This window comes from Fodinicola feengrottensis, from assembly GCF_039530045.1.
Classification (GTDB): domain Bacteria; phylum Actinomycetota; class Actinomycetes; order Mycobacteriales; family HKI-0501; genus Fodinicola; species Fodinicola feengrottensis.
In genome coordinates this window covers 52,777-73,754 of record NZ_BAAANY010000023.1, presented here as the reverse complement: position 1 = coordinate 73,754, position 20,978 = coordinate 52,777, and the positions used below count along the sequence as shown (strand labels likewise).

At 66.7% G+C, this 20,978-nt stretch carries 22 protein-coding genes; 15 read left to right on the top strand and 7 right to left on the bottom strand.

The window, feature by feature from the left end; translation table 11 throughout:
* The first annotated feature begins 28 nt into the window (after positions 1-28).
* Complete coding sequence (locus ABD301_RS28470) at positions 29-541, top strand: GNAT family N-acetyltransferase (RefSeq protein WP_344313437.1); 513 nt, start codon at positions 29-31, stop codon at positions 539-541.
* On the opposite strand, the gene ABD301_RS28465 is transcribed toward ABD301_RS28470, so the two are convergent.
* Positions 513-1,397 carry a TIGR03854 family LLM class F420-dependent oxidoreductase gene (locus ABD301_RS28465; RefSeq protein ID WP_344313436.1) on the bottom strand — a complete coding sequence of 295 codons (885 nt, stop codon included), beginning with the start codon at positions 1,395-1,397 and terminating at the stop codon, positions 513-515. The genes ABD301_RS28470 and ABD301_RS28465 overlap by 29 nt on opposite strands.
* Before the next feature lie 148 nt (positions 1,398-1,545).
* On the opposite strand from ABD301_RS28465, the gene ABD301_RS28460 reads away from it, so the two are divergent.
* Positions 1,546-2,352, top strand: coding sequence for a hypothetical protein (locus ABD301_RS28460; RefSeq protein ID WP_344313435.1), 807 nt, complete (start codon positions 1,546-1,548; stop codon positions 2,350-2,352).
* Here the strand turns inward: ABD301_RS28460 and ABD301_RS28455 are convergent.
* Positions 2,337-3,278, bottom strand: a complete 942-nt coding sequence (locus ABD301_RS28455; RefSeq protein WP_344313434.1) for a phosphotriesterase family protein — start codon at positions 3,276-3,278, stop codon at positions 2,337-2,339. The genes ABD301_RS28460 and ABD301_RS28455 overlap by 16 nt on opposite strands.
* A gap of 53 nt (positions 3,279-3,331) precedes the next feature.
* Here ABD301_RS28455 and ABD301_RS28450 point away from each other — a divergent pair, with 53 nt between their 5' ends.
* From ABD301_RS28450 to ABD301_RS28435, 4 genes are all read left to right on the top strand, one after another.
* The gene (locus ABD301_RS28450; RefSeq protein WP_279582006.1) at positions 3,332-3,892 is read left to right on the top strand and encodes a CGNR zinc finger domain-containing protein; all 561 of its coding nucleotides are present in this window, start codon (positions 3,332-3,334) and stop codon (positions 3,890-3,892) included.
* 140 nt (positions 3,893-4,032) lie between these two features.
* Positions 4,033-5,184: a serine hydrolase domain-containing protein gene (locus tag ABD301_RS28445; RefSeq protein WP_344313433.1), complete on the top strand. Its 1,152-nt coding sequence runs from the start codon at positions 4,033-4,035 to the stop codon at positions 5,182-5,184.
* A 260-nt stretch (positions 5,185-5,444) separates the two neighbouring features.
* On the top strand, positions 5,445-5,789 hold the full coding sequence (locus ABD301_RS28440) for a hypothetical protein (RefSeq protein WP_344313432.1): 345 nt from the start codon (positions 5,445-5,447) through the stop codon (positions 5,787-5,789).
* Between the two features lie 27 nt (positions 5,790-5,816).
* Complete coding sequence (locus ABD301_RS28435; protein ID WP_163571626.1) at positions 5,817-6,278, top strand: SRPBCC family protein; 462 nt, start codon at positions 5,817-5,819, stop codon at positions 6,276-6,278.
* A 90-nt stretch (positions 6,279-6,368) separates the two neighbouring features.
* On the opposite strand, the gene ABD301_RS28430 is transcribed toward ABD301_RS28435, so the two are convergent.
* Entirely contained in the window at positions 6,369-8,759 is a 2,391-nt protein-coding gene (locus ABD301_RS28430) for an ABC transporter permease subunit (protein ID WP_344313431.1), read from the bottom strand.
* A gap of 161 nt (positions 8,760-8,920) precedes the next feature.
* Here ABD301_RS28430 and ABD301_RS28425 point away from each other — a divergent pair, with 161 nt between their 5' ends.
* The 5 genes from ABD301_RS28425 to ABD301_RS28405 are packed head-to-tail and all read left to right on the top strand — an operon-like array spanning position 8,921 to position 12,694.
* Complete coding sequence (locus ABD301_RS28425; RefSeq protein ID WP_163571628.1) at positions 8,921-9,637, top strand: GntR family transcriptional regulator; 717 nt, start codon at positions 8,921-8,923, stop codon at positions 9,635-9,637.
* Positions 9,638-10,474 carry an urea carboxylase-associated family protein gene (locus ABD301_RS28420; RefSeq protein ID WP_344313430.1) on the top strand — a complete coding sequence of 279 codons (837 nt, stop codon included), beginning with the start codon at positions 9,638-9,640 and terminating at the stop codon, positions 10,472-10,474.
* Positions 10,475-11,227 (top strand): LamB/YcsF family protein, encoded by a 753-nt coding sequence (locus ABD301_RS28415; RefSeq protein ID WP_425551991.1) that lies wholly within the window; start codon positions 10,475-10,477, stop codon positions 11,225-11,227.
* 4 nt (positions 11,228-11,231) lie between these two features.
* A complete protein-coding gene (gene pxpB, locus ABD301_RS28410) occupies positions 11,232-11,840 on the top strand; it encodes a 5-oxoprolinase subunit PxpB (RefSeq protein WP_163571629.1) in 609 nt (202 codons plus the stop codon).
* On the top strand, positions 11,837-12,694 hold the full coding sequence (locus tag ABD301_RS28405) for a 5-oxoprolinase subunit C family protein (RefSeq protein ID WP_344313429.1): 858 nt from the start codon (positions 11,837-11,839) through the stop codon (positions 12,692-12,694). The genes pxpB and ABD301_RS28405 overlap by 4 nt, the downstream gene beginning before the upstream one ends.
* On the opposite strand, the gene ABD301_RS28400 is transcribed toward ABD301_RS28405, so the two are convergent.
* Positions 12,678-14,309 carry a DUF885 domain-containing protein gene (locus tag ABD301_RS28400; protein WP_344313428.1) on the bottom strand — a complete coding sequence of 544 codons (1,632 nt, stop codon included), beginning with the start codon at positions 14,307-14,309 and terminating at the stop codon, positions 12,678-12,680. The genes ABD301_RS28405 and ABD301_RS28400 overlap by 17 nt on opposite strands.
* Before the next feature lie 83 nt (positions 14,310-14,392).
* On the opposite strand from ABD301_RS28400, the gene ABD301_RS28395 reads away from it, so the two are divergent.
* From ABD301_RS28395 to ABD301_RS28385, 3 genes are all read left to right on the top strand, one after another.
* On the top strand, positions 14,393-15,022 hold the full coding sequence (locus tag ABD301_RS28395) for a flavin reductase family protein (protein WP_163571630.1): 630 nt from the start codon (positions 14,393-14,395) through the stop codon (positions 15,020-15,022).
* A 127-nt stretch (positions 15,023-15,149) separates the two neighbouring features.
* Positions 15,150-15,929 carry a VOC family protein gene (locus ABD301_RS28390; protein ID WP_344313427.1) on the top strand — a complete coding sequence of 260 codons (780 nt, stop codon included), beginning with the start codon at positions 15,150-15,152 and terminating at the stop codon, positions 15,927-15,929.
* Between the two features lie 153 nt (positions 15,930-16,082).
* Positions 16,083-16,388 carry a hypothetical protein gene (locus ABD301_RS28385; protein WP_163571632.1) on the top strand — a complete coding sequence of 102 codons (306 nt, stop codon included), beginning with the start codon at positions 16,083-16,085 and terminating at the stop codon, positions 16,386-16,388.
* Here ABD301_RS28385 and ABD301_RS28380 read toward each other — a convergent pair.
* The 3 genes from ABD301_RS28380 to ABD301_RS28370 all read right to left on the bottom strand — a co-directional run bounded on the left by ABD301_RS28380 (position 16,375) and on the right by ABD301_RS28370 (position 19,418).
* Positions 16,375-17,268, bottom strand: coding sequence for an alpha/beta fold hydrolase (locus tag ABD301_RS28380; protein ID WP_344313426.1), 894 nt, complete (start codon positions 17,266-17,268; stop codon positions 16,375-16,377). The genes ABD301_RS28385 and ABD301_RS28380 overlap by 14 nt on opposite strands.
* On the bottom strand, positions 17,258-18,097 hold the full coding sequence (locus ABD301_RS28375) for an NAD(P)-dependent oxidoreductase (RefSeq protein WP_163571633.1): 840 nt from the start codon (positions 18,095-18,097) through the stop codon (positions 17,258-17,260). The genes ABD301_RS28380 and ABD301_RS28375 overlap by 11 nt, the downstream gene beginning before the upstream one ends.
* A 130-nt stretch (positions 18,098-18,227) precedes the next feature.
* The gene (locus ABD301_RS28370; RefSeq protein ID WP_344313425.1) at positions 18,228-19,418 is read right to left on the bottom strand and encodes an aminotransferase-like domain-containing protein; all 1,191 of its coding nucleotides are present in this window, start codon (positions 19,416-19,418) and stop codon (positions 18,228-18,230) included.
* A gap of 154 nt (positions 19,419-19,572) precedes the next feature.
* Here ABD301_RS28370 and ABD301_RS28365 point away from each other — a divergent pair, with 154 nt between their 5' ends.
* The gene (locus ABD301_RS28365; RefSeq protein WP_163571634.1) at positions 19,573-20,937 is read left to right on the top strand and encodes an NAD(P)/FAD-dependent oxidoreductase; all 1,365 of its coding nucleotides are present in this window, start codon (positions 19,573-19,575) and stop codon (positions 20,935-20,937) included.
* Positions 20,938-20,978: the final 41 nt, after the last annotated feature.

The following is a 20,978-nucleotide window of genomic DNA, read 5'->3' as shown; positions in this document are numbered from 1 at the left end:
AAAGGCTCGTCTCAGGCAGATTGTCGGCATGATGATCAGGGAGGCCACCGCCAACGACTGGCCAGCCATTTGGCCGTTTATGCGGGATATCGCGGCCGCCGGGCTGACCTTCTCGTGGGATCGCGACATCACCGAGGAAGCCGCCCGGCACCGCTGGTTCCCGGCGCCACCGGGTCGTACGATCGTGGCCGTCGACGACGCCGGGACAGTGATCGGGACCGCGGTTTCCGGGCCCAACAAGGAAGGTCCGGCCGCCCATATCGCGACCGCGAGCTTCATGGTCGATCCGCGCCGGTTCGGCCACGGCGCCGGACGTGCGCTCGGCCAGCGGGTGGTGGAGCAGGCCAGGGCCGACGGATTCCGCGGTATGCAGTTCAATGCCGTGGTGGAAGCCAACACCCGGGCGGTGGAACTCTGGCACTCACTGGGATTTCAGACGCTGACCGTGGTGCCGGGCGCTTTCCACCACCCCACCGAAGGCTATGTCGGCCTGCACATCATGTTCCAGGCCTTCAGCCCTGCAGCGGTTGAAGGTGGGTGACGAAGTCCTCGACGAAGGATTCAAAGGTCAAGCCGGCGTCCACCGGGCGTACGACGAATTTCGTCAGCCCTGCGTCGACATAGCGTGAGATCAGCGTTCGCATCTGTGACCAGCCGCGCGGGATCAGGTCGGCCGGGTCAACTTCGGGGCGACGTCCACGTGACAGCGCTATCAGTTCCGCCGGGATGTCGTCAGTGGCGAGCGCGATCGAGATGCCGTAATGGTCTTCCTCGATTTCCCGGCCGGCCTCGGCGGCGGCCGTCTCAATCGCCAACCGGCCGTGCAGCGCCTCCTGCGGCGTGATGAAACTGGCGAGCCATCCGTCCGCGTACCGGCCGGCCCGACGCAGCCCCGCCGGCGCGAAGCCGCCCAGCCAGATGTCCAGCGGCTTGGCCGGCTTCGGGCCGATCGTGAGGGTTTCCACGGTGAAGAATTCGCCTTCGAAGCTCACGTTGTCGGCCCGCAACAGTAGTCGCAGCAACTGAAGTGCCTCGTCGAAGACGGCCGCCCGGCGCCCGCGCGGGACCGGAAACAGGTCGCGTTCGTACGGTCGGGCCGCCTGCAGTCCAAATGCTGGGAGCACCCGGCGCGGCGCGAGGCCAGCCAGCGACACGAGTTGCTTGGCGACCAGCGCTGGATGTCGGCCGGGCAGCACCACAACGCCGGTGCCGACCTTCAGATGTTCGGTGCGGGAAAGGGCATGCGCCATCCCCACGAAGGGATCGACCTGCGCCGAGGTCACCACCTCGGACAACCACACCGAGTCGATGCCTGCCTTCTCCAGCAAGTCGATCGCGCCGCCGAACTCAGCCGGGCCGATCGCCGCGCCGAGGCCCACACCGATGCGTACCTTCATGTTCAGAGCCAACACCAGCCCCGGCAACGCTATGCCCGGACCGCTGAGTGGAATGCGGTACGGCGGCGTTTTGTCCGGTTCCCTGGAAGCCGCCGGGGAACCTGGTTTTTCGCCGCGAAAAGTGCATTGGCGCGGATAAGATCGGGGCATGACGGCGGCCGAGACGGTGAGGGTGGTATTCGTCGACGCCGACGACGGCCAGGAGATCGCCCGCAGTGAGCTGTCGGTGGCTCAGTTGCCGGCCAGTTTCGAGGCGGACACGACAGTTCAGCTGGGGGAGTCCACCTGGCTGGTGCGTCAGGCCGAGCCGCCGACCGCGGCGCAGGCCACCACCGCTGGTGAGCTCGTGCTGACCTTGCGGCGCATCGAAATGGTGCCGGCACGAGACGTCCTTTACTCCCGGCCGACGATTTGCGATCCGCTGCCGACCGTGGGCGAAAACGCCACCGGTCCCGGCCGGTTGGAGATTCACGAGGACGACTGGCGCCAGGTCGAGATGGTCCACAAGGGACTCATGGACGTGGTTGAGGCCGAACTAAGCGAAATTCGGCAGGTCTACCTGCAACATGCGCATCGGGACCAAGACGGCCATGCGTACGGCTTCGAAACAATCTACGTGCGGACCCAGCCACTTATTCCTCTCCCGCATAAAGTGCCGTATCAATGGTTGGCCTCTCGTTTCCCGCCGGCGGATCAGGTGGTCGCTTTGCGCGGCGGCAGTGCGGATGTGGCGGATTCTTTCGCGATAGCCGGCGGATCGCTCACTCTTTACGGCACGGTCAGCGACGAGCTGATTACCGCGCTCTGTGTGGAAAGGCGCTCGGTGGCGCATCCCGGCGAGGATGTTCTGCGATGCCTGCGGGAGTTCATGGATCTGGCCGAGGTCGTGCTGGTCGACTGGTGTTCCTGCCAGACCTACACCGCGACCACTGTTGGCGACTATCTCACCTGGTAGGAGAAAGCCCGAGCCGGGTTGTCCCGAAAGATGGCCGCCGCCGGCTCGGTGCCGAGTTCGGATTCCAGCTGGGGGCGGATCCGACGCAGCAAATAGGGCATTCCCGGGCCGCCGCCAGTCGCTGAGCGGGCCGCCGCGGTGGTGGTGTCGCCGCCGAGCAGCAGTTGGCTGGCGTGGCCGGTGGCGGCGAGCCCGACGAGCGAGTCCAGCAGCCGCCAGTCGGTGGCGTGGTTCGCCCGCGACGGGCCGTCGAAGGCCAGGAAGGCACCGGACGCGGCTGCCTCGGACTGCAGCCGCAGGTCCGCCGACCGGTTCAGGTGGCCGAGGATGACCGATTTCGTCGGTACGCCAAGGCCGCCGCACAGCAGGTCGAGCACGTCCAACACGGCGGTGCCCAGCTCGTGGTGAATGCCGATCGGCGCACCGGTGGCGTGGTGCGCCTCCGCCGCCGCGGCCATCACGTAGCGGGCATGCGGGTCGAGCCCGTGAAAACCGCCGGCGACCTTGATCATCCCCGCCTTGATCGGCAACGTCTCGCCGTCCGGGTCGTCGTTCGCGCGTACGCCCACGGTCAGCTCGTCGACGAACAGTTCGGCCAGCCTGTCCCGCACCCGCTCGACCAGCGCCGGGTCGGTGTGTGCGAGCTGGTGCAGGCCGGTGGCGGCGACGATGTGGACGCCGGTCCGCCGCGAGACCTCGGCCAGCGCGTCCACTCGCCGGCCGGTGCCCAACGGCGACCACTGCACCACCGCCTGGCCGCCCAGCTGCGCAAACGCGGTGGTCTCCGCGATCGCGGCCGGCAGGTCGTCCAACTCCTGGCCGGGGAACAGCGGGCTCCGGAAGAACAGGTGGTCGTGCGCGTCGCAGACCCCCAGGTCCGCTGGGTCGATGTCGCCAAGGACGGTGCGTACCTGTGCGCTTGCCACTTGAGTTCCTCTCCTTCGTAACGCCTCTGCCGTTACGTTAGCAGGTGTAACGGGTGAAGCGTTACGCTTGGCTTATGGACTTCCGGCTCGACTCTGGCGCGACCTGGCTGAACCTGCTGGCGACCAGCGGGCGGACCTTCGGCGAGCACCCGCAGGAGCGGATCGCCACTCCCGCACGGCTGGCCGAGTGGTTCTCGTTGAGCGAGCTGGCGCCCGTACGAGCCGTCGACGAGGCCGATGTCCAGCAGGCCCAGTGGCTGCGGGAGCGGCTGCGTCCGCTGGCGATGGCGACGGTAGCCGGATCCGCGCCGCCTGTCGGGGCCGTCGCGGAGCTGGCGGATTTTCTGGACGGCGTGGACGATCCCGTCCGGCTGGAGGCGGCGGAGCGGCTCGTACGCGCGCAGCCCGCTACCGCGGCGGTCGCGCTGGCCCGGATCGCCCGACAGGCGGTCGACCACCTCACCGGACCGGCCCGGCACGACCTAGCGATCTGCCCGGAACACGACTGCCGGGGCGTTTTCGCCAACCCCGGCGGCCGGCGCCGGTGGTGCCCGGCGCCGGCCTGCGCGAGCCGCGGCCGGGTCCGGGCGATGCGCGCCCGCCGGAAGTCCTGATCACATCGGCTGGGGAGTGTTCGCGCTGAGCGACAATCCTGCGGACGGCTGGTTTATCGCTACATCGGGCACTCCGCTGACCTGCGGTTCCGTGGGTGCGTGCGAAAATACGGTCCAATGATTCTTCCCGAGGTGGTCTGATGAGCAATTTGCGAGACATGCTGTCGTCGTATGTCAGCGACGGATCGGTGCCGGGCGCGGTCGCGCTGGTGGCACGCGGCGATGACATCGAGGTGGCGGCGGTCGGCTCGATCGACGTGCAAGGCAGCGTGCCGATGGCTCGGGACACCATTTTCCGGTCCGCGTCGATCAGCAAACCGATCACCGCGGCGGCGACGATGATGCTCGTCGACGACGGCCGGATCGCACTGGACGACCCGGTGTCGAAGTGGCTGCCGGAACTCCAGTCGCCGGTGGTGGTGCGTACGCCCGATGGCCCGGTCGAGGACGTGGTGCCGGCCGCTCGACCGATCACCGTGTTCGATCTGCTGACTTTCCGTGCCGGCTATGGCTTTCCGGCGGACTTCTCGCTGTCGGTGGTCGCCCTGTTGGCCAGCGACGTGCAAGCGGACGGCCGGGAACCGCAGCGGCGCCGCGCGCCGGGCGAGTGGATGGCGAGCCTCGCCCGCATTCCGCTCGTCTACCAGCCCGGACAAGCGTGGCTTTACAACACCGGCTCGGATCTGCAGGGCGTCCTCATCGCCCGGGCCTCCGGTCGTACGCTGCCGGACTTCCTGGCCGAGCGGATCTTCGAGCCACTGGGCATGGCGGACAGCGGTTTCGTGGTCCCGGCTGAGAAAACAGATCGCTTCCTGCCGTTCTACCGGATCGAGTCGGACGGCGGTCTTGGTGTCGCGGACCCGATGGTGGGCGGCCAATGGAGCGAGCTGCCGGCGTTCGCGTCCGGCGCCGGCGGGATGGTCGGGACGATCGACGACTGGTTCGCCTTCGCCCAGCTGCTGCTCGCCGAGGGCGAGTTCGACGGCCGGCGCCTGTTGTCGGCGGAGTCCGTACGCAAGATGACCACGAACTACCTGACCGCGCCTCAACGCGCCGCCGCCACCCTGTTCCTGGAAGGTCAAGGATGGGGTTTCGGTGGCTCGGTGGACGTGGACGTCCTCGATCCGTGGAACGTCCCCGGCCGATACGGCTGGGTCGGTGGCACCGGTACGGCCGCGTACCTGACACCGGCCACCGGCGCGGTCAACATCCTGCTCACCCAGGTCGCCATGCCCGGTCCAACCCCGACACCGATCATGCGCGACTTCTGGCGTTACGCGGCCACCGCCTGAGCCGCCGCGAGCCGCCGCGAAACTGTCGCCCTGGCACTGGATCCTCGAGTTCGGGGGCGCCTCAATCTGGTACGCAAGTGACTCCTGTGACATTTCGTTGCGTGCTGCCCCCGAATCGAGGGTCCTCGTCACCCCCGACAAAGCCGCGCCGCTGTCACCTTTCCCCAGGCACCTAATGCGTCGGCTGCCTCTCGCCTCTGCCCGAAAGTGCGCGCTTGTCGACTGGGTGGGAGTCGGTGCAGCAGGGCAGCATGGGGAACATGGTGGAAAGACGACGGGTTGGTGTGGTGCTCACCTCGGTCTCGCTGGGGCTCTATGTGGTCGGCGGGATCTGCGTGTTGGCGCTCTGGTTCTTCGTGTCGATCTTCGCGAGCGACAGTTGCGGCACCGGCGGCGCCGCGGACAGTCGGCCGTACTGTCAGGGCGGCGCGGCTCAGTCGTACGTGCTCTTCGGCCCGGCGATGGTCTGGATCATCGGCATCGTGCTCGGGGTTGCCGCGATCATCTGGCAGTGGCGGCGCGGCGGCCTCGGCTGGATCGGCGCGGTGGCCGCCTGGGTGCTGTTCGGAATTTCCCTGGCGATCGCGTTCCAGTACGCCCTCTGACGCGGCCGCCGTGCGAAGGTGATGGGCATGGAGACAGAACGGTTCGAGGTCCGGCGGCAGATCGCGGCGTCGCCGGCGAAGGTGTTCGCACTGCTGTGCGATCCGCGCGGGCACGTGGCGATCGACAGTTCCGGAATGTTGCAGTCCGCGGACGGCGATCCGGTCCAGAAGGTGGGCGACGAGTTCGTCGTCCACATGGATCGGGAGGCGCTCAACGACTATCCGCTCGGGAAGTACGACGTGACGGTGATTATCACTCGCTTCGAGCAGGACACCGCGATCGAGTGGACGATTTCCGGCGCTATTCAGCCGCCGATCAAGCATTTGTACGGTTATCAGCTGTCGCCGAGCGAAGGCGGATCCCTGGTGACGTCCTATTACGACTGGAGTCAGATCGAGGAGCGGTATCGGGAGGCGGGCATTTTCCCGGTCATTCCGGAGACCGCGCTGCGGGCGACTTTGGGAATCCTCGCAAGGAATGTCGAGTAGCCAGCCTCCGCGAACGTAACGAAACGGATGAGTCACGACGCTTCGGGAGGCGGGAGCTGCCAGGTCGTCAATGAAGGCCGGATACTCAGGTTAGGAGCCGACGTTGGCGAAGAATCGCTCAATTCGCGGTTCCGCGCCGCCGGAGAAGATGTCCTCCGGTAAACCCTGTCGGAGGACTTTGCCGGCGTCCATGAAAACCACCCAGTCGGCGACTTCGCGTACGAAACGCATTTCGTGCGTCACCACCACCATGGTCATTCCGCCGGCGGCGAGGTTTTTGATGACGGCCAACACCTCGCCGACCAACTCAGGGTCCAGAGCCGACGTGGGTTCGTCGAAAAGCATCACGCTGGGCCGCAAAGCCAGCGCGCGGGCGATCGCGACCCGCTGTTGCTGGCCGCCGGAAAGCTGGTGTGGATAGCGGTCGGCGTAGGGGCCAAGGCCGACCTGGGTCAACAGCTCACGGGCCTGTGTTTGCGCCGTGGCGCGGTCGGTGAGGCGCAGGTACGTGGGGGCCAGCGTCACGTTCTGCAGGGCTGTCTTGTGCGGGAAGAGGTTGAAGCGCTGGAAAACCATCCCGATGTGTCGGCGCTGGCGGGCGATGTCCCGGTCACCGGCGAAGCCGCCGTCGGCGCGCAGTCCCACCCGCTCGCCATCCACCGAGACTGTGCCGCGGTCGGGTTTTTCCAGCCAGTTAAGCGTACGGGCGAGGGTTGTCTTGCCGGAGCCGGACGGGCCGATGATCGCGACCACCTCGCCGCGATGCACTTGGAGGTCGACGCCGTCAAGGACGGTCACCGGCCCGTACGACTTGTGGATGCCCTCAGCCGAAACGACCACCTCGCCGGAATGCGGGGTACGAGTTTTGTTGACGTCCCAACCTGGAACGGCCGCCGCGTCGGCGCTCGCCGGAGCGGACACCTGGGAGCCGCGCCGGCGTACGTCCAAACCGTTCTCCAGCAGGGCGCGGATCCGGTCGAAAATCGTGACGAGTACGACGTAATAGATCGCTACGCCGAGCAGGGTTTCCAGCACCTTGAAGTTTTCGGTGTAGAGGCGTTGCCCGACCAGCAGGATCTCGGCCAGCGAGATCGCGCTGACCAACGAGGTGAGTTTCAGGATGGTGATGAATTCGTTGCCCAGCGCCGGAAGTGCCACCCGGAAGGCCTGCGGGATGACCACATGTCGTTGGACGCCGGCGTACGGGATGCCGAGCGCCTGCGCCGCCTCACCTTGCCCGGCCTCGACGGATTTCAGCCCGCCGCGGTGGATCTCGGACATGTACGCGGTCTCACTCAGCACCAGCGCGACCACGCCGACGGTGAATGGGCTGCCCAGTAGTGGTTGGAGTGCGGGCACGACTTGTGGCGCGTTGTAGACGAAAATCAGCAGAACCAGCAGCGGAAGGCTGCGGAAGAACCAGACGTACGCGCCGGCGATCCACCGCAGCGGCGGGATCGACGAGCGCTGCATCAGGGCGACGGCCATGCCCAGCGCGGTCGCGAGCACCCAGGACACCACCGCGAGGACCACCACCAGCAGGGCCGCGCGCCACAGGTCGTGGTTGCCGAACAACCCGATCGTGTATTTCCAGTCGAAACCAGTGTCGGCCGCGGTTGTCTTGCCGGTGCCCAGAACTTGCTGGACAAGCTTCTCGTCGACCGGCTGCAGGTTGTATTGCGCCAGCAGTTTTCCGTACGCTCCGGACGATTTCAGTTCGTCGAGCGCTTTCGTCAGAGCCTGCAGCAGAGGCGTGTTTCCTTTGGCGACCGCGATCCCGACCACCGCCGGCGAGATCAACGTGGAGCTGGTGATCATCAACCGGCCGCTGGAGTGGTCGACGGCGTCTTTGGCCACCGCCGCGTCGGTGATCTGCGCGTCCAGCTGGCCGGCGACCAACGCCTGGCTGCCTTCCGGGTCGGAGGTGAACTCCCGTACGTCGATGGGCTGTTTTCCGGCCGTACGACAGGCCGCGCTGGCTGTTCCGCGCAGGTCCTGGACGACCTTGCCGCCCTTGATCGCGGCCACTCGCCGGCCGCACAGCTGGTCGACAGTGGCTGGCCGAAAACTGCTGCTGGCAAGGGAAACCAGCGAGTTTCCGGTGGTGAAGTACGGCAGGTAGTCGACTTGTTGGGCGCGGGCGGCGGTGATGTAGAGCGCGGACATAATGACGTCGAACTTGCGCGCTTTGACGCTGGCGATCAGCTGTTCGAAGCGAGTGTCGGTGATGTCCGGGCGCAGGTTCATCCGGGCGGCCAGGGCACGGCCAAGTTGGGGATCGAATCCAGTGGGCGTGGAGCCGGCCAGATACCCGTACGGTGGGTAGGTCAGGTCGTCGCCGATCGTGAGCACGCCGGGCTTGATCGTGGTGAGCCGCGTCGGCGCGCCGCTGGAGCCGCCCGCTGTGCACGCGGCCAGCGTGGCGAGCAGAATAAGCAGAAGTACGGCCGGGGCGCGCCGATGGTGGCGGGTTCCGGGCATGATTGCTCCTTGGTCAAGGTCGGGCGCAGGACACTAGGGCAACCTAGGATTGTGGAACAATCTGCGTCAAGGGTTTGATCGAAAAATGTATCTTTCCAGGTCGATGATCATCAGAGTCGATTGAATTGTGCAACAAAGCTCGCTAACCTGAGTGGGTGGGGATGAACGACCAAGTGCCAGTGGGCGAACGGGTGGCCGAGACGCTGCGCCGGCGGATCACCGAGGGCCATCTGGCCCCCGGGACCCAGCTGCGCGATGTGGCGTTGGCGGCCGAGCTTGGCGTCGCCCGGCATACCCTGCGCAGCGCGCTTCGGTTGCTCGAATACGAAGGCCTCCTGACATACCAGATGCACAAGGGTGTCATCGTCAAGACACTGTCCACATTGGACGTGCGGGAGATTTATCGGGTCCGCCGTACGCTGGAACTCAGTGCCATCGAACACAGCGCGCTGGTCACCGAGGCCGACCTGTCCCGGTTGGACGCCACCGTACGGGCCGCCGAGCTGGCCCTGGCCGGCCAGGAGTGGAACCGGGTGGGCACCGCCAGCCTGCGTTTTCACCAGGCCTTGGTGGCATTGCTCGGCAGCAGCACCTTCGACCAGCTGTTCCGCGGGGTGCTGGCCCAGCTGCGGCTGGCTTTCGCGCTCATGCCTGACGAACAGACCTGGCAGTCCCCGTGGATCTCGCGAGACCGGGAGATCTGCGACCTGGTCTGCGGCGGCGGCCGGGACAGCGCGAAGGCGTTGTTGTGGCAATACCTTGACGATTCCGAGCGCGGGGTGCTGGATGTGGTACGCCGCAACGGAACCGAAGTGCCAAAATCCAACCAGCCGAACTCGGTTCGGCAGGTGCCGACCGGGGTCCGACAGGAGGTATGAATGGTTTCTCCCGCCGCCGCTTATCAGGCGTCCGAGGGAGGTGCGCTCGACGTCGACCGCGATTTCTATCGGCGGCTCGCGGACGGCAAACGCGAGATGGTGGACAGCTTCCAGATCCCGATCCGGTCCGGCCGGGCCTGGACTGTCCCGCGCGGGCACCTGTGCCGGCTGGTCACCGTTGAGGGTCCGCAGGTCGGCGACCTGAATGTCTGGAATGCCAACGATCCGCGCGAGCGGCTCTGGGCGTCCCGAACCCGGCAGCTGCAGCGCGCGCACGTCAGCACGTACGACCGGCTGTGGTCCACGTTGCCGTTTTTGCGGCCACTGGTCACGGTCACCGCGGACACTCTGGCCGACTATGGCGTGGACGGCCAGGGTGGACGGGTGCATGACCTGCTCGGCACCCGCTGCGACCCGTACGTGAACAGGATGCTGACCGGCGAGGACTTCGACTTTCACTGTCATTCCAACCTGGTCCGGGCGGTGCTGCCGTACGGGCTGACCGAGTTCGACGTGCACGACGTGCTGAATGTGTTCCAGTGCACCGGTCTTAACGACGAGGACCGCTACTTTATGAAGGCCTGCCCGGCACAACCGGGCGACTACTTCGAGTTTTTCGCCGAGCTCGACCTTCTGTGCGCGCTGTCGACGTGCCCGGGAGGCGATTTGTCGGTCCCGCTGTGGGGACCGGACGCCGGCGATCCGCTGGAGGTGTGCCATCCGATCGGAGTGGAGGTCTACCGCCCGGATCCGGAGCTGGTGGCCAGCTGGGCGCCGCCGCAACGGGCCAAATACCAGCACCAACACGGCCTGGTCGCGCCACGCTGGGGTGACTGAGTGATCGACCTGAACAGCGATTTGGGCGAGGGCTTCGGAATCTGGCCGATGGGCGACGACGATGCGCTGCTGGACGTGGTGTCCAGCGCGAACGTCGCGTGCGGTTTCCACGCCGGCGACCCGTCGGTGCTGCGCAGGGTGACCGAGCGGGCCGCCGAGCGGGGCGTGGTGATCGGAGCCCAGGTCGGCTATCGCGACCTGCCCGGTTTCGGCCGCCGGTTCATCGACGTCGACCCGGCGGAGTTGGTGAACGACGTCATTTACCAGATTGCCGCACTGGACGGTTTTGCCAGGATCGCCGGGACAAAAGTGCGCTATGTGAAACCGCATGGCGCGCTTTACAACGCCATTGTGACGCATGCTGAGCAGGCCGCGGCTGTCGTTGACGCGGTCCTGCGCTACGACCCGGAGCTGCCGGTGCTGGGTCTGCCCGGCTCCCAATGGCTGCGCCAGGCGGCGGCCGCCGGGCTGACCGCGGTCGCCGAAGCCTTCGCGGATCGCGCGTACACACCGGAAGGGACGCTGGTGTCTCGCCGGCTCCCCGGCGCGGTGGTGCACGATCTCGACACCGTCGTCGAGCGGACCGTACGAATGGCTGTCGAAGGGACGGTGGTCGCCGTCGACGGCAGCGTCGTGGCGGTCCGGCCGCGGTCATTGTGCGTGCACGGCGACACGCCTGGCGCGGTGGAAATCGCCCGCCGGGTGAAGGCTGGCCTGGTTGACGCGGGCGTCGAGTTGCGGCCGTTCGGGTAAAACGATGTGGATCCGGCCGGCCGGTGAGCGCGCCATCCTGGTCGAGGTCGACGACCTCGACCAGGTCGCCGGGCTGCGCGCTGGCCTGGTGGCCGACCTACCGGCCGGAGCCGTCGAGGTGGTCCCGGCGGCGCGTACGGTCCTGGTCACTTTTGACCCGGACGTCACGACTTTCGACCGGCTCAGCGCAGCCGTACGAGACGTGCCGCTGCGTATGACTGACGCGATCGCTGGCGCGTTGGTGGAAATCCCGGTTCGCTATGACGGGGAGGATCTCGACGACGTGGCGAAAGCCACCGGGCTCAGCCGGGCCGAGGTGATCGCTCGGCATCAGGGCCCGGAGTACCAGGTCGCCTTCTGTGGCTTCGCGCCAGGTTTTGGCTATCTGACGGGCATTGACCCGGCGCTGCGGCTGCCTCGCCGGTCGACTCCGCGGACCCGCGTACCGGCCGGATCGGTGGCGATCGCCGGCGAGTTCACCGGCGTCTACCCGACCGTGTCGCCGGGCGGCTGGCATCTGCTCGGACACAGCGAGCTCGCGATGTGGGACCTGGACCGGGATCCGCCGGCCGCGCTCGCACCCGGCGACCGGGTACGGTTCGTGTCGTCGTGATCGAAGTCGTACGAGCTGGGCCGCTGGCCACCGTGCAGGACCTGGGACGCCCTGGCTATCTCGCGCTCGGCGTCGGGCCCTCCGGGGCCGCCGACGTACGCAGCCTCTCCCTCGCGAACCGGTTGGTCGGCAACGCCGAGTCGGCCGCCGCGGTGGAGGCGACTTTTGGTGGCCTACGGCTGGTTTTCGCCGCGCCGGCCACGATCGCACTGACCGGGGCCGCGGCTCCGGCGACCGTGGATGGCCGGCAGGTTTCGGTGAACAGTCCCGTGTCGGTGCCCGCCGGCGGGCTGCTGGAACTCGGTTCGCCGGCTACCGGCATGCGGACGTACGTCGCCGTACGCGGCGGCATCGATGTGCCGCCCGTCCTTGGATCGCGGTCGACGGACGTGCTGTCCGGCCTCGGCCCGGCGCCGCTTGCCGCCGGGGACCGGCTCCCGGTGGGCTCCGCGATCACCGGGCCGCCGCATGTGGACCTCGCCCCGGTCGCGGCTTTTCCCGCCGAGCCCGTGCTTGCCGTGATGCCTGGGCCACGGGACGACTGGTTTTCCGCGCTGAAACCGCTCTTCAGCGGCGCGTACGAGGTCACCCCGGACAGCAATCGGGTAGGGATACGTCTGCGGGGACCGAAACTCGACCGTGCGCGGGTCGGCGAGCTGCCGTCCGAAGGCATGGTCACCGGTTCGCTGCAGGTGCCGCCGGCCGGCCAGCCGGTGCTTTTCCTGGCCGACCATCCGGTCACCGGCGGCTACCCGGTCGTCGCCGTCGTCGTGGCGGCCGACCTGCCGATGGCGGCCCAGCTCCGACCGGGCCAGCTGCTCCGATTCCGGCCGAAGGTCAGTCGGCGTTTGTGAGGCTGGCCAGCAAAGACAGCGGGAGCGGGCCGCCGGACAGCACGGTTTCGTGGAAATCGCGGGGATCCCGGGTGCCGCGCAGGTCGGCCAGGAAACGGTGACCGAGGTGATAGGCGACCGCCTGACCGGGATCGTCGACGGCATAGCGGACAAGCTCGGTGCGGATCTCGGTGGCGGACAGAAATCCGTTCGTACGAAGGAAGTCACCGGCTCGCGCCAGGGTCCAGCCGCGGACCGCGAGGCCGGTGTCCACGACCATCCGGGCGGCGTGGAACCGTTCGGAGCAGAGCCGGCCATAGAGATCGAAGGGGTCCTCGTACAAACCCATTTCCACCCCGAGTCCGGCCGCGTATTCCGCCCAGCCCTCGAAATATCCGCTCAACGCGAAGGTGCGCAGCTCGCTGGCCTCCCGCCGGATCGGGTGCAGCGCGGTGCTCTCCAGTTGCCGGCCGATCTGTAAATGGTGGCCGGGCATGCCCTCGTGGTAAATCATGCTGGCGGACTGCAGCAGCGGCCGGTGCGCCAGATCTGAGCCGTTGTAGTGGTAATAGCCACATTCGTCGACGCCTGGCGGCTCGTAATAGCCGAAGGTCGAGCCGGCCTCCAGTGCGACATCGAGCCGGCGGAGCCGAAAGGGCGCAGCCGGGATCTCCCTGAACCAGCCGGACAAGCGATCGCCGAGCCGGTCGATGTGCGCCTGAAAACGCCTCTCCAGATCCGCCGGATCCGTTGCGTAGAGCCGCGGATCGCTCTGGAGCCGCTGCCTGTACGCCACTTCGTCAGTGATTCCCAGCGCGGAATGGATCCGGTCGGTCAGTCTGTCCACTTCGGACAGTCCGAGCTCGTGCACGTGGTCCGGGGTGACAGCCAGGCCAGTGTGCCCGTACAAAAGGTCGGCGTAACACTCCGCGCCACCCGGAAACTGGCCAATGCCGACACCTTCGGAACCGGTTTCGGCCGCCAGATAGGCCAGCAATCGCTCGTACGCACCGGAAATCGGTCCTTCGATGAGTTGGCGGACCCTATCGGTGAGCCGGCCGGCTGGGCCGTACGCGAGCCTCCCGAGTCGTTCCTGTCCCGGGGCAAGATCACCGGATGCGTCCGCGTGAGCGCGGATAGTGTTGGTGACGGCATCAATCGACCACGCAGGCAAGGCGATGCCCCGGTGGCTCTGGCCCTGGAGGGTGACCAGCAATTGGTCGACGACGGCCGCATAATCGTCAAGCAGGCTCAGATAACGATCGGCGTCGCTGGCGGTGTCCAGCGCGGCAGTGCCGAAAATGTCCGACCGGTAGGTGCTCAGCATGCTCGCGTTGTAGGGCGTGACGGGGAAACGGAACCAGAACCTGCTGGCCTCGGCCACCTCCTGACGAAAATGGTCGGCCAGGAAACCGGCGGTGAGCTGGTCGTCTGCTGACAGGTCCGCGGTGTCGAGGGTGCCAAGTTTTTCCAGCGCCCATTGGGCGTCCCCTACGTCCGCCTCCAGTTGGCCGGCGCCACCGCGAGGCAGCGTCTCGACCTGCTGGCCGGTGCGTGCGGCGGTGGCCGGGTCGCGCTCCAGCACCCGGGCCCAAGCCCAGTCCGCCAGCTCCCGTACGACCCGGTTCGTCTCCATCGCCGCAGTCTATTTGTTCGGTGGAGACCGAAACATCGCCGCCCTAAGGTCGATCCGAAGATCATCGAGAGAGGAAAACGACCATGGTGGCCCTTTCGGCAACCTGTGCGGACGTACATCTGCGGATAGACCCGTCGATCCTTTATTTCGGCACGCCGGTGGTACTGGTGACGACCCGCAATCGCGATGGCAGCACCAATATCGGGCCGATGTCGTCCGCGTGGGCGCTCGGCGACACGGTGGTGCTCGGCTGGTCGACGGACTCACAGACCGCGGTGAACCTGGAGCGCGAGCGGGAATGCGTGGTCAACTTGCCGTCCGCGGACCTGCACCAGGCCGTCGAAGCGCTCGCGCCGCTGACCGGCCGCGACCCGGTGCCGGCCGACAAAACGGCGAAGTTCCGCTACGAGCCGGACAAATTCGCCGCCGCCGGGTTCACCTCGCAACCGTCCGACAGGGTCGCGGTGCCGCGGATCGCGCAATGCCAGCTGCAGCTGGAGGCGAAGGTGAGCGCGATCCACGTACCGGTTGACCCGGAGGGCGGCTTCTGGATCGTGGAAACGCATGTCGAGCGGGTGCACGCGCACCCGGACATCGTCAAAGCGGGCACCGACCACATCGACCCGGCCCGGTGGAACCCGCTGTTGTACGTCTTCCGCCACTATTTCGGGACTGGTGACGAGTTGGGACGCAGCTTCCGGGCCGAGGACTGACCCAGTGTCCTGCGCCGGAGAAAGCAACGAACCTCAGACGCAGGACCCTAGGTCCCTATCGGTGGCTCTCGATCGGAGAGGAAACTGCGATCCGCGCGGCCGAAGACGGCCAGTTATGGAGGGGGAAATGGTGCAAAAGACATCCTATGACCCGGGAACGCCCTCGTGGGTGGACCTCGGCAGTCCGGACCCGGACGCGGCCGCCGACTTCTACTCCGACCTGTTCGGGTGGGAGATCGGCGAGGCTGGGCCACCGGAGTCCGGCGGCTACCGACTGTGCATGCTGCGGGGGATACCGGTGGCCGGGCTTGGCATCCAGGAACAGCCGGACATCGCGCCGTACTGGACCACCTATGTCTCGGTCGCGGACGTGGACTCCACTGTCAAGGAGGTCCGCGGTGCCGGCGGGCAGGTCATGGTGGAGGTCATGGACGTGATGGACGCCGGCCGGATGGCTGTCCTCGCCGACCCGTCCGGCGCGGTTTTCTGTGCGTGGCAGCCGCTGACGCACATTGGCGCCGGGTTGGTGGACGAGCCTGGCACGCTGTCCTGGAACGAGCTGCTAACCCGTGACCTGGACGGCTCGAAAGCCTTCTACGGCACGATTTTCGGGTGGACCGCGAACACCATGCAGTTGGGTGAGATGGCCTACACCGAGTGGAAGCTCGGCGGGGCGAGCATGGGCGGCATGATGGAGATGGACGCGACCTTCCCGGCCGAGGTGCCGCCGCATTGGATGGTCTACTTCGCGGTCGCCGACACCGACGCCACGGTCGAGAAAGTCGTCGCTCTCGGTGGGCACGTGCACCAGCCGCCGATGGATATCCCGCAGGGCCGCTTCGCGCTTGTCGCGGATCCGCAAGGAGCTTTGTTCAGTGTTATTGCTTTAGCGCACGCGGCCGGCTAGGTTTCTCCCAGCCGCAGGTTTTCCTCCGCTGTCGGCCCCCCGTCAGATCCTGGAACTCGGGGGAGTTCAGGTCGTCAATGATCAAGGGCTTTTGGGGTCTTTCAATGATGCAGGACACCCAAAAGCCCTTGATCTGTCTCGTATGTTGGGACAATGCTCCTTGATCCGGGATTCGCCGAGGATTTCCGCTGCCTCATCGGGCAGGAAGGCCTCGCCGATCTCTCTTGCGCGCTCGTCATTCCGTACGACGAAATACCGGACGTACGGTTTTGGCTCACCCACCCCAGTCGCGGTTTTCTGGACGAATCACGAATGTTTCCGCCAGAAAGCGAGTTCGCGCGGTATGTCGCTGACTGCTGGGACAACTCGCCAGCTTTCACGGTCAAGGAAAGTCGCTCCGACCACGTCAATGTGATCTGGGCCGCTCCGCGATCTCCGCCTGAAATCAGGTTTCGGTGAGAAAAGCGCGGATTTCAGTGAGAACTTCGTCGGGTTGTTGTTCCACCAGGAAATGGCCGGCGTCGATGGAATGGCCGCGTACGTTGGTGGCGTAGTCACGCCAAACCGTGAGCGGTTCGTACAGGGCGCCGACCGCGCCTTTGGCGCCCCACAGGACCAGCGTGGGCTGCTGCACCCTGCGGCCAGTATCGGCCTTGTCGTGCTCGAGGTCCACAGTGGCGGCGGCTCGGTAGTCTTCGCACATCGCGTGCCGTGTTTGTGGGTCGGCGAAACACCTTTCGTACTCGGCCAGGGCGGCAGGTGCGTACGAGTCGAGGCCACTGCCGAAGCTGCCCAACGCGCTGTGCAGGTAGTAGATCGGGTCGTTGCCGATCAGTCGCTCGGGCAGCTCGTCAGGCTGGATAAGGAAAAACCAGTGGTAGTAAACGGTCGCGAGCCGTTTGTCGGTGTGCCCGTACACATGCCGTGTCGGCACGATGTCGAGCATCGCCAGCCGCTCGACCGCCTCGGGGTGGTCCAGCGCCATCCGGTGGGTGACCCGTGCACCGCGATCGTGCCCGACCACCGCGAATCTTTGGTGCCCGAGCGTACGCATCACTTCGACCTGGTCCGCTGCCATGGCGCGAAAACTGTAGCCAGCGTGGTCGTCGCCACCTGGCGGCGTGGACGAATCGCCGTAGCCGCGCAGATCCGGGACAACGACCGTGTGGGTGGCCGCCAGTGCGGGTGCGATCTGGTGCCACATCGCGTGCGTCTGCGGAAACCCGTGCAGCAACAGCAAAGGTGGCCCGGAGCCGCCGACGCGGACATTGATTTCGGCGCCGCTGGTGGGAATCCGCCGCTGGCCGAATCCCTCGAAGAGCTGTCCGCTATCGGTCATCGTGCAGCCTCTCGAAGAAATCTTCCCTACTGATCCCGGGATTGTCCTTGTCCGCGGCCCAATGTTCCAGCACGATCGCGGCCGCTCGGCCAAAGTCGTCCGGCAGTCCGGCCGCTCGCATGGTCTCGGCGACCTCCAGCATCTCCGGCGCCCACCGCCACGCCCGGTCCACGATGCTCGGCAGGTCGGCCAACTCGGACAGCGCTGACGTGGTGGTCCTGGCCGCTTCCGTCATCAGGTGCTCGGTGACGCCGTACTGCGCCGCGAGGGCGTGCGCGACGGCCGCCAACGCCGAGGTCGCCTTGTTGTAGCCGGCGTACGCCATCTTCATCGCGCTCGACGCCCCGATTTCCGTTCCCAGGTCGACCGTTCCTACGTGTGAGTCGGCGAAAAGTTCGACGATGGCGGCCACATCCGCTGGTTCGCCTGACAAATAAAGGCGGTTGCGGCGGGTCGCATTTGGCGGTGGCCCGACGATGGCGCCGTCGATCGAGCGAGCGCCCGCTTTGGCCACCCGCTCGGCGATGGTTTTGGCTCTCTGTGGGCTGATGGCGTTCGCGTCGAGATAGATCCCCTGGAATCCGGCGCCAGCCACCTCGATGGCGACCGCCTCGGCGGCCGCGGGCGGACAGATCGACAGGACTATGTCAGCTCGCAGCGCCTCCTGCAGTGTTTCGACTGGGCTGAGGCCGGCCGCGGCGGCTCTCGCGTGGGTGGCGGGGCTCCGGCCGGCGCGGACCCAGAGGATTTCGGTGGCGTTAAGGGAGGCGATCTGCGCGACAGCGGCGCCCATCTCACCCGGATGCAGCACGGCGATCGTGGGGGTCATGTCGCAACGGTACGCAGTTTGGCCGGCTGCGCGATCTTAGTCGAGTGTGGGACTTTGTGCCGCGCTCGGCGTCGAGTGTGGGGTTTTGTCCGGCACTCGACGACGGACCTGTTGCCGGTGGAGCTGTTGATCATGGGCAAATCGCACCAGTGAACACCGGTCGCAACCGTTCCAGCCCCTCGATTGTACGTTCGGGCGAATGAGTCGAGAAGGACAGTCGCAGGGTCGCGAGATCCGGGTCGCGTACGTAAAAAGGCGCCCCAGGAACGTAAGCCACATCGTTTTTCAGTGCGTACGGCAACAAATCGCTGCTGACGAAGCCGGAAGGCAACCGTACCCACACAAACATCCCGCCGCTGGGCCGCGTCCACTCGCTCCCGGCGGGCAAAACAGCAGGCAGAACAGTCAGCATCGCATCGCGGCGGGTCCGATAGGCCGAGCGAACGCGATCAAGATGCAGAGACAAATCAGTGTTAGCCAGGTAGTGCGCGGCGGCGGCTTGGTCGATGGTGGAGGTGTGGAGGTCGGCGGCCTGTTTGGCGACGATCAGGGCGGCGCGCAACCCGGCGGGGGCGCGGAGCCAGCCCAGGCGCAGGCCCGGTGCGACGATTTTCGAGAAACTGCCCAAAAGGATCGTACGGTCGGCGGCGGCTGGGTGGGCGGCGATGGGTGGGATGGGGGCGCCGTCGTAGCGGAGTTCGGTGTACGGGTCGTCCTCGACGATCCAGACGCCGTGCTGGCCGGCGGATCGGGCGATGGCTTCCCGGCGGGCCGCGGACAGGGTGCGGCCGGTGGGGTTCTGGAAGGTCGGGACCAAGTAGAAGAGCTTGGGTTTTTCGCTCTGAATCAACGAAATTAGCTGCTCAACGTCCGGGCCGTCGGCGTCGCTGGGCACCGCGACCAGGCGGGCGCCGGCGAGCTGGAAGCACTGGATGGCGGACAGGTACGCCGGTTCCTCGACCAGGACGGTGTCGCCGGGCTCCAGTAGCGCGGTGGCCACGAGCGTGAGCGCCTGCTGCGAACCGGTGGTGACCAGCACGTCCTCCGGCGCGGTGGGGACCGGCGCGCGGGCCGCGATGGTGGCGCGTAGGGCCGGGTTTCCCTCGCTGGGGGAGTACTGCAGGGCGCGCCGGCCGTCGGTACGCAGGACGTGCTCGAACGAGCGGGCGAGGCCGGCGACATCGAAGAGATCGGGGGCCGGCAGGCCGCCGGAGAACGAGATGACCTCGGGGCGGCTGGTCAGCGCCAACAGGTCGCGGACCGGCGAGCTTGCGACAGTGGCGAGGCGGGCGGCGGGCGAGGGCAGCGGGGCGTACGACACGACAAATCTCCACAGATCAACGGATGAGCGGGAAAGCTCAGCCGTCACGGTCGTGCCGTTCGGCTGGACACCGGGCCACGGTGGTGGCCCACCTGAGACCTTACCGCTCGTTAAGGCGGCCGTCATGCCTTTTCGGATCGTCTAGTGTCGCTACATGCAGCACTACATGGCCCTCGCCGCGGCAGCTCCGGTGCCGTATTGGCTGGATCGGGCCGAGCGTCCGAAAGCGTTGCCAGCGCTGGGAAACCGGATCGACTGTGATCTCGCGGTGGTGGGCGGCGGGTTCAGCGGGCTGTGGACGGCCCTGCTGGCGAAGGAAGCCGACCCCGACCTGGCGGTCGTGCTGGTCGAGGGCGGTCGGTTGGGCTGGGCGGCCAGCGGTCGCAACGGCGGGTTCTGTGAGGCGAGCCTGACGCATGGTGAGGCGAACGGGCGAGCGCGCTTTCCGGATGAGTACGACACTCTGGACCGGCTGGGCAGGGAGAATCTCGACGATATCGAGAAAACGCTTCTCCGGCACGGCATCGACTGCGGATTCGAGCGGGTGGGTTCGCTGTCGGTGGCGACCGAGCCACATCAGGTGACCGAGCTGGAAGGCGACGGTTTCCTTGACCAAAAGGCGGTAAGAGCCGAGCTGAATTCGCCGACCTTTCTCGCCGGGCAGTGGGAAAAACAGGGCACCGCGCTGGTGGACCCGGCCCGGCTGGCCTGGGGCCTCGCGAAAGCCTGTCAGAAACTCGGCGTCACTATCTTCGAACACTCGGTGGTACGCGGAATGTCGGCTGGTCGGGCCGGAGTCTCGTTACGGATAAACGACAACGCGGTCGTACGAGCCAAAAACGTGGCGCTGGGCACGAATGCGTTCCGGTCCCCGTTGCGCAGGGTCCGGCCGTACACAGTGCCCGTCTACGACTATGTGCTGATGACCGAGCCGCTGAGCGCCGAGCGGCTCACCTCCATCGGGTGGCGGAACAGGCAGGGTGTTTCGGACAGTGGCAACCAGTTTCACTACTACCGGCTGACCGCGGACAACCGGATCCTGTGGGGCGGGTACGACGCGATCTACCATTTTGGCCGGAAAGTACGCCCGAAGTACGACCAGCGGCCGGCGACCTTTGAGCGGTTGGCGGACCATTTCTTCGAGACTTTCCCGCAGCTGGAGGGAATCGGCTTCACCCATCGATGGGGCGGAGCGATTGACACCTGCAGCCGGTTCTGCGCGTTCTTCGGCACCGCGCACTCCGGCCGGGTCGCGTACGCCTTGGGATTCACTGGCCTCGGCGTCGGAGCGACCAGGTTCGGTGCGCGGGTGATGCTGGATCTGCTGGCCGGGCAGCCAACCGAGCTGACCGAGTTGAGAATGGTCCGGACGAAGCCGATCCCGTTCCCGCCGGAGCCGGTCGCCTATGCCGGGATCGAGCTGACCCGACGGTCGATGGCGAAGGCCGATCGGGACAGCGGCCGGCGCGACCTGTGGCTGCGCGGCCTCGACGCGTTGGGGATGGGCTTCGACTCGTAAGAGTGTGTCTCTAAAGCGGGGGTCGGCCCGGACATCGGAGG

Coding starts and splice junctions, on each gene's coding strand:
- ABD301_RS28470 (WP_344313437.1), top strand. CDS start 29: ATGATGATCAGGGAGGCCACCGCCAACGACTGGCCAGCCATTTGGCCG.
- ABD301_RS28465 (WP_344313436.1), bottom strand. CDS start 1,397: ATGAAGGTACGCATCGGTGTGGGCCTCGGCGCGGCGATCGGCCCGGCT.
- ABD301_RS28460 (WP_344313435.1), top strand. CDS start 1,546: ATGACGGCGGCCGAGACGGTGAGGGTGGTATTCGTCGACGCCGACGAC.
- ABD301_RS28445 (WP_344313433.1), top strand. CDS start 4,033: ATGAGCAATTTGCGAGACATGCTGTCGTCGTATGTCAGCGACGGATCG.
- ABD301_RS28440 (WP_344313432.1), top strand. CDS start 5,445: ATGGTGGAAAGACGACGGGTTGGTGTGGTGCTCACCTCGGTCTCGCTG.
- ABD301_RS28435 (WP_163571626.1), top strand. CDS start 5,817: ATGGAGACAGAACGGTTCGAGGTCCGGCGGCAGATCGCGGCGTCGCCG.
- ABD301_RS28430 (WP_344313431.1), bottom strand. CDS start 8,759: ATGCCCGGAACCCGCCACCATCGGCGCGCCCCGGCCGTACTTCTGCTT.
- ABD301_RS28425 (WP_163571628.1), top strand. CDS start 8,921: ATGAACGACCAAGTGCCAGTGGGCGAACGGGTGGCCGAGACGCTGCGC.
- ABD301_RS28420 (WP_344313430.1), top strand. CDS start 9,638: ATGGTTTCTCCCGCCGCCGCTTATCAGGCGTCCGAGGGAGGTGCGCTC.
- pxpB (WP_163571629.1), top strand. CDS start 11,232: ATGTGGATCCGGCCGGCCGGTGAGCGCGCCATCCTGGTCGAGGTCGAC.
- ABD301_RS28400 (WP_344313428.1), bottom strand. CDS start 14,309: ATGGAGACGAACCGGGTCGTACGGGAGCTGGCGGACTGGGCTTGGGCC.
- ABD301_RS28395 (WP_163571630.1), top strand. CDS start 14,393: ATGGTGGCCCTTTCGGCAACCTGTGCGGACGTACATCTGCGGATAGAC.
- ABD301_RS28390 (WP_344313427.1), top strand. CDS start 15,150: ATGGTGCAAAAGACATCCTATGACCCGGGAACGCCCTCGTGGGTGGAC.
- ABD301_RS28385 (WP_163571632.1), top strand. CDS start 16,083: ATGCTCCTTGATCCGGGATTCGCCGAGGATTTCCGCTGCCTCATCGGG.
- ABD301_RS28380 (WP_344313426.1), bottom strand. CDS start 17,268: ATGACCGATAGCGGACAGCTCTTCGAGGGATTCGGCCAGCGGCGGATT.
- ABD301_RS28375 (WP_163571633.1), bottom strand. CDS start 18,097: ATGACCCCCACGATCGCCGTGCTGCATCCGGGTGAGATGGGCGCCGCT.
- ABD301_RS28365 (WP_163571634.1), top strand. CDS start 19,573: ATGCAGCACTACATGGCCCTCGCCGCGGCAGCTCCGGTGCCGTATTGG.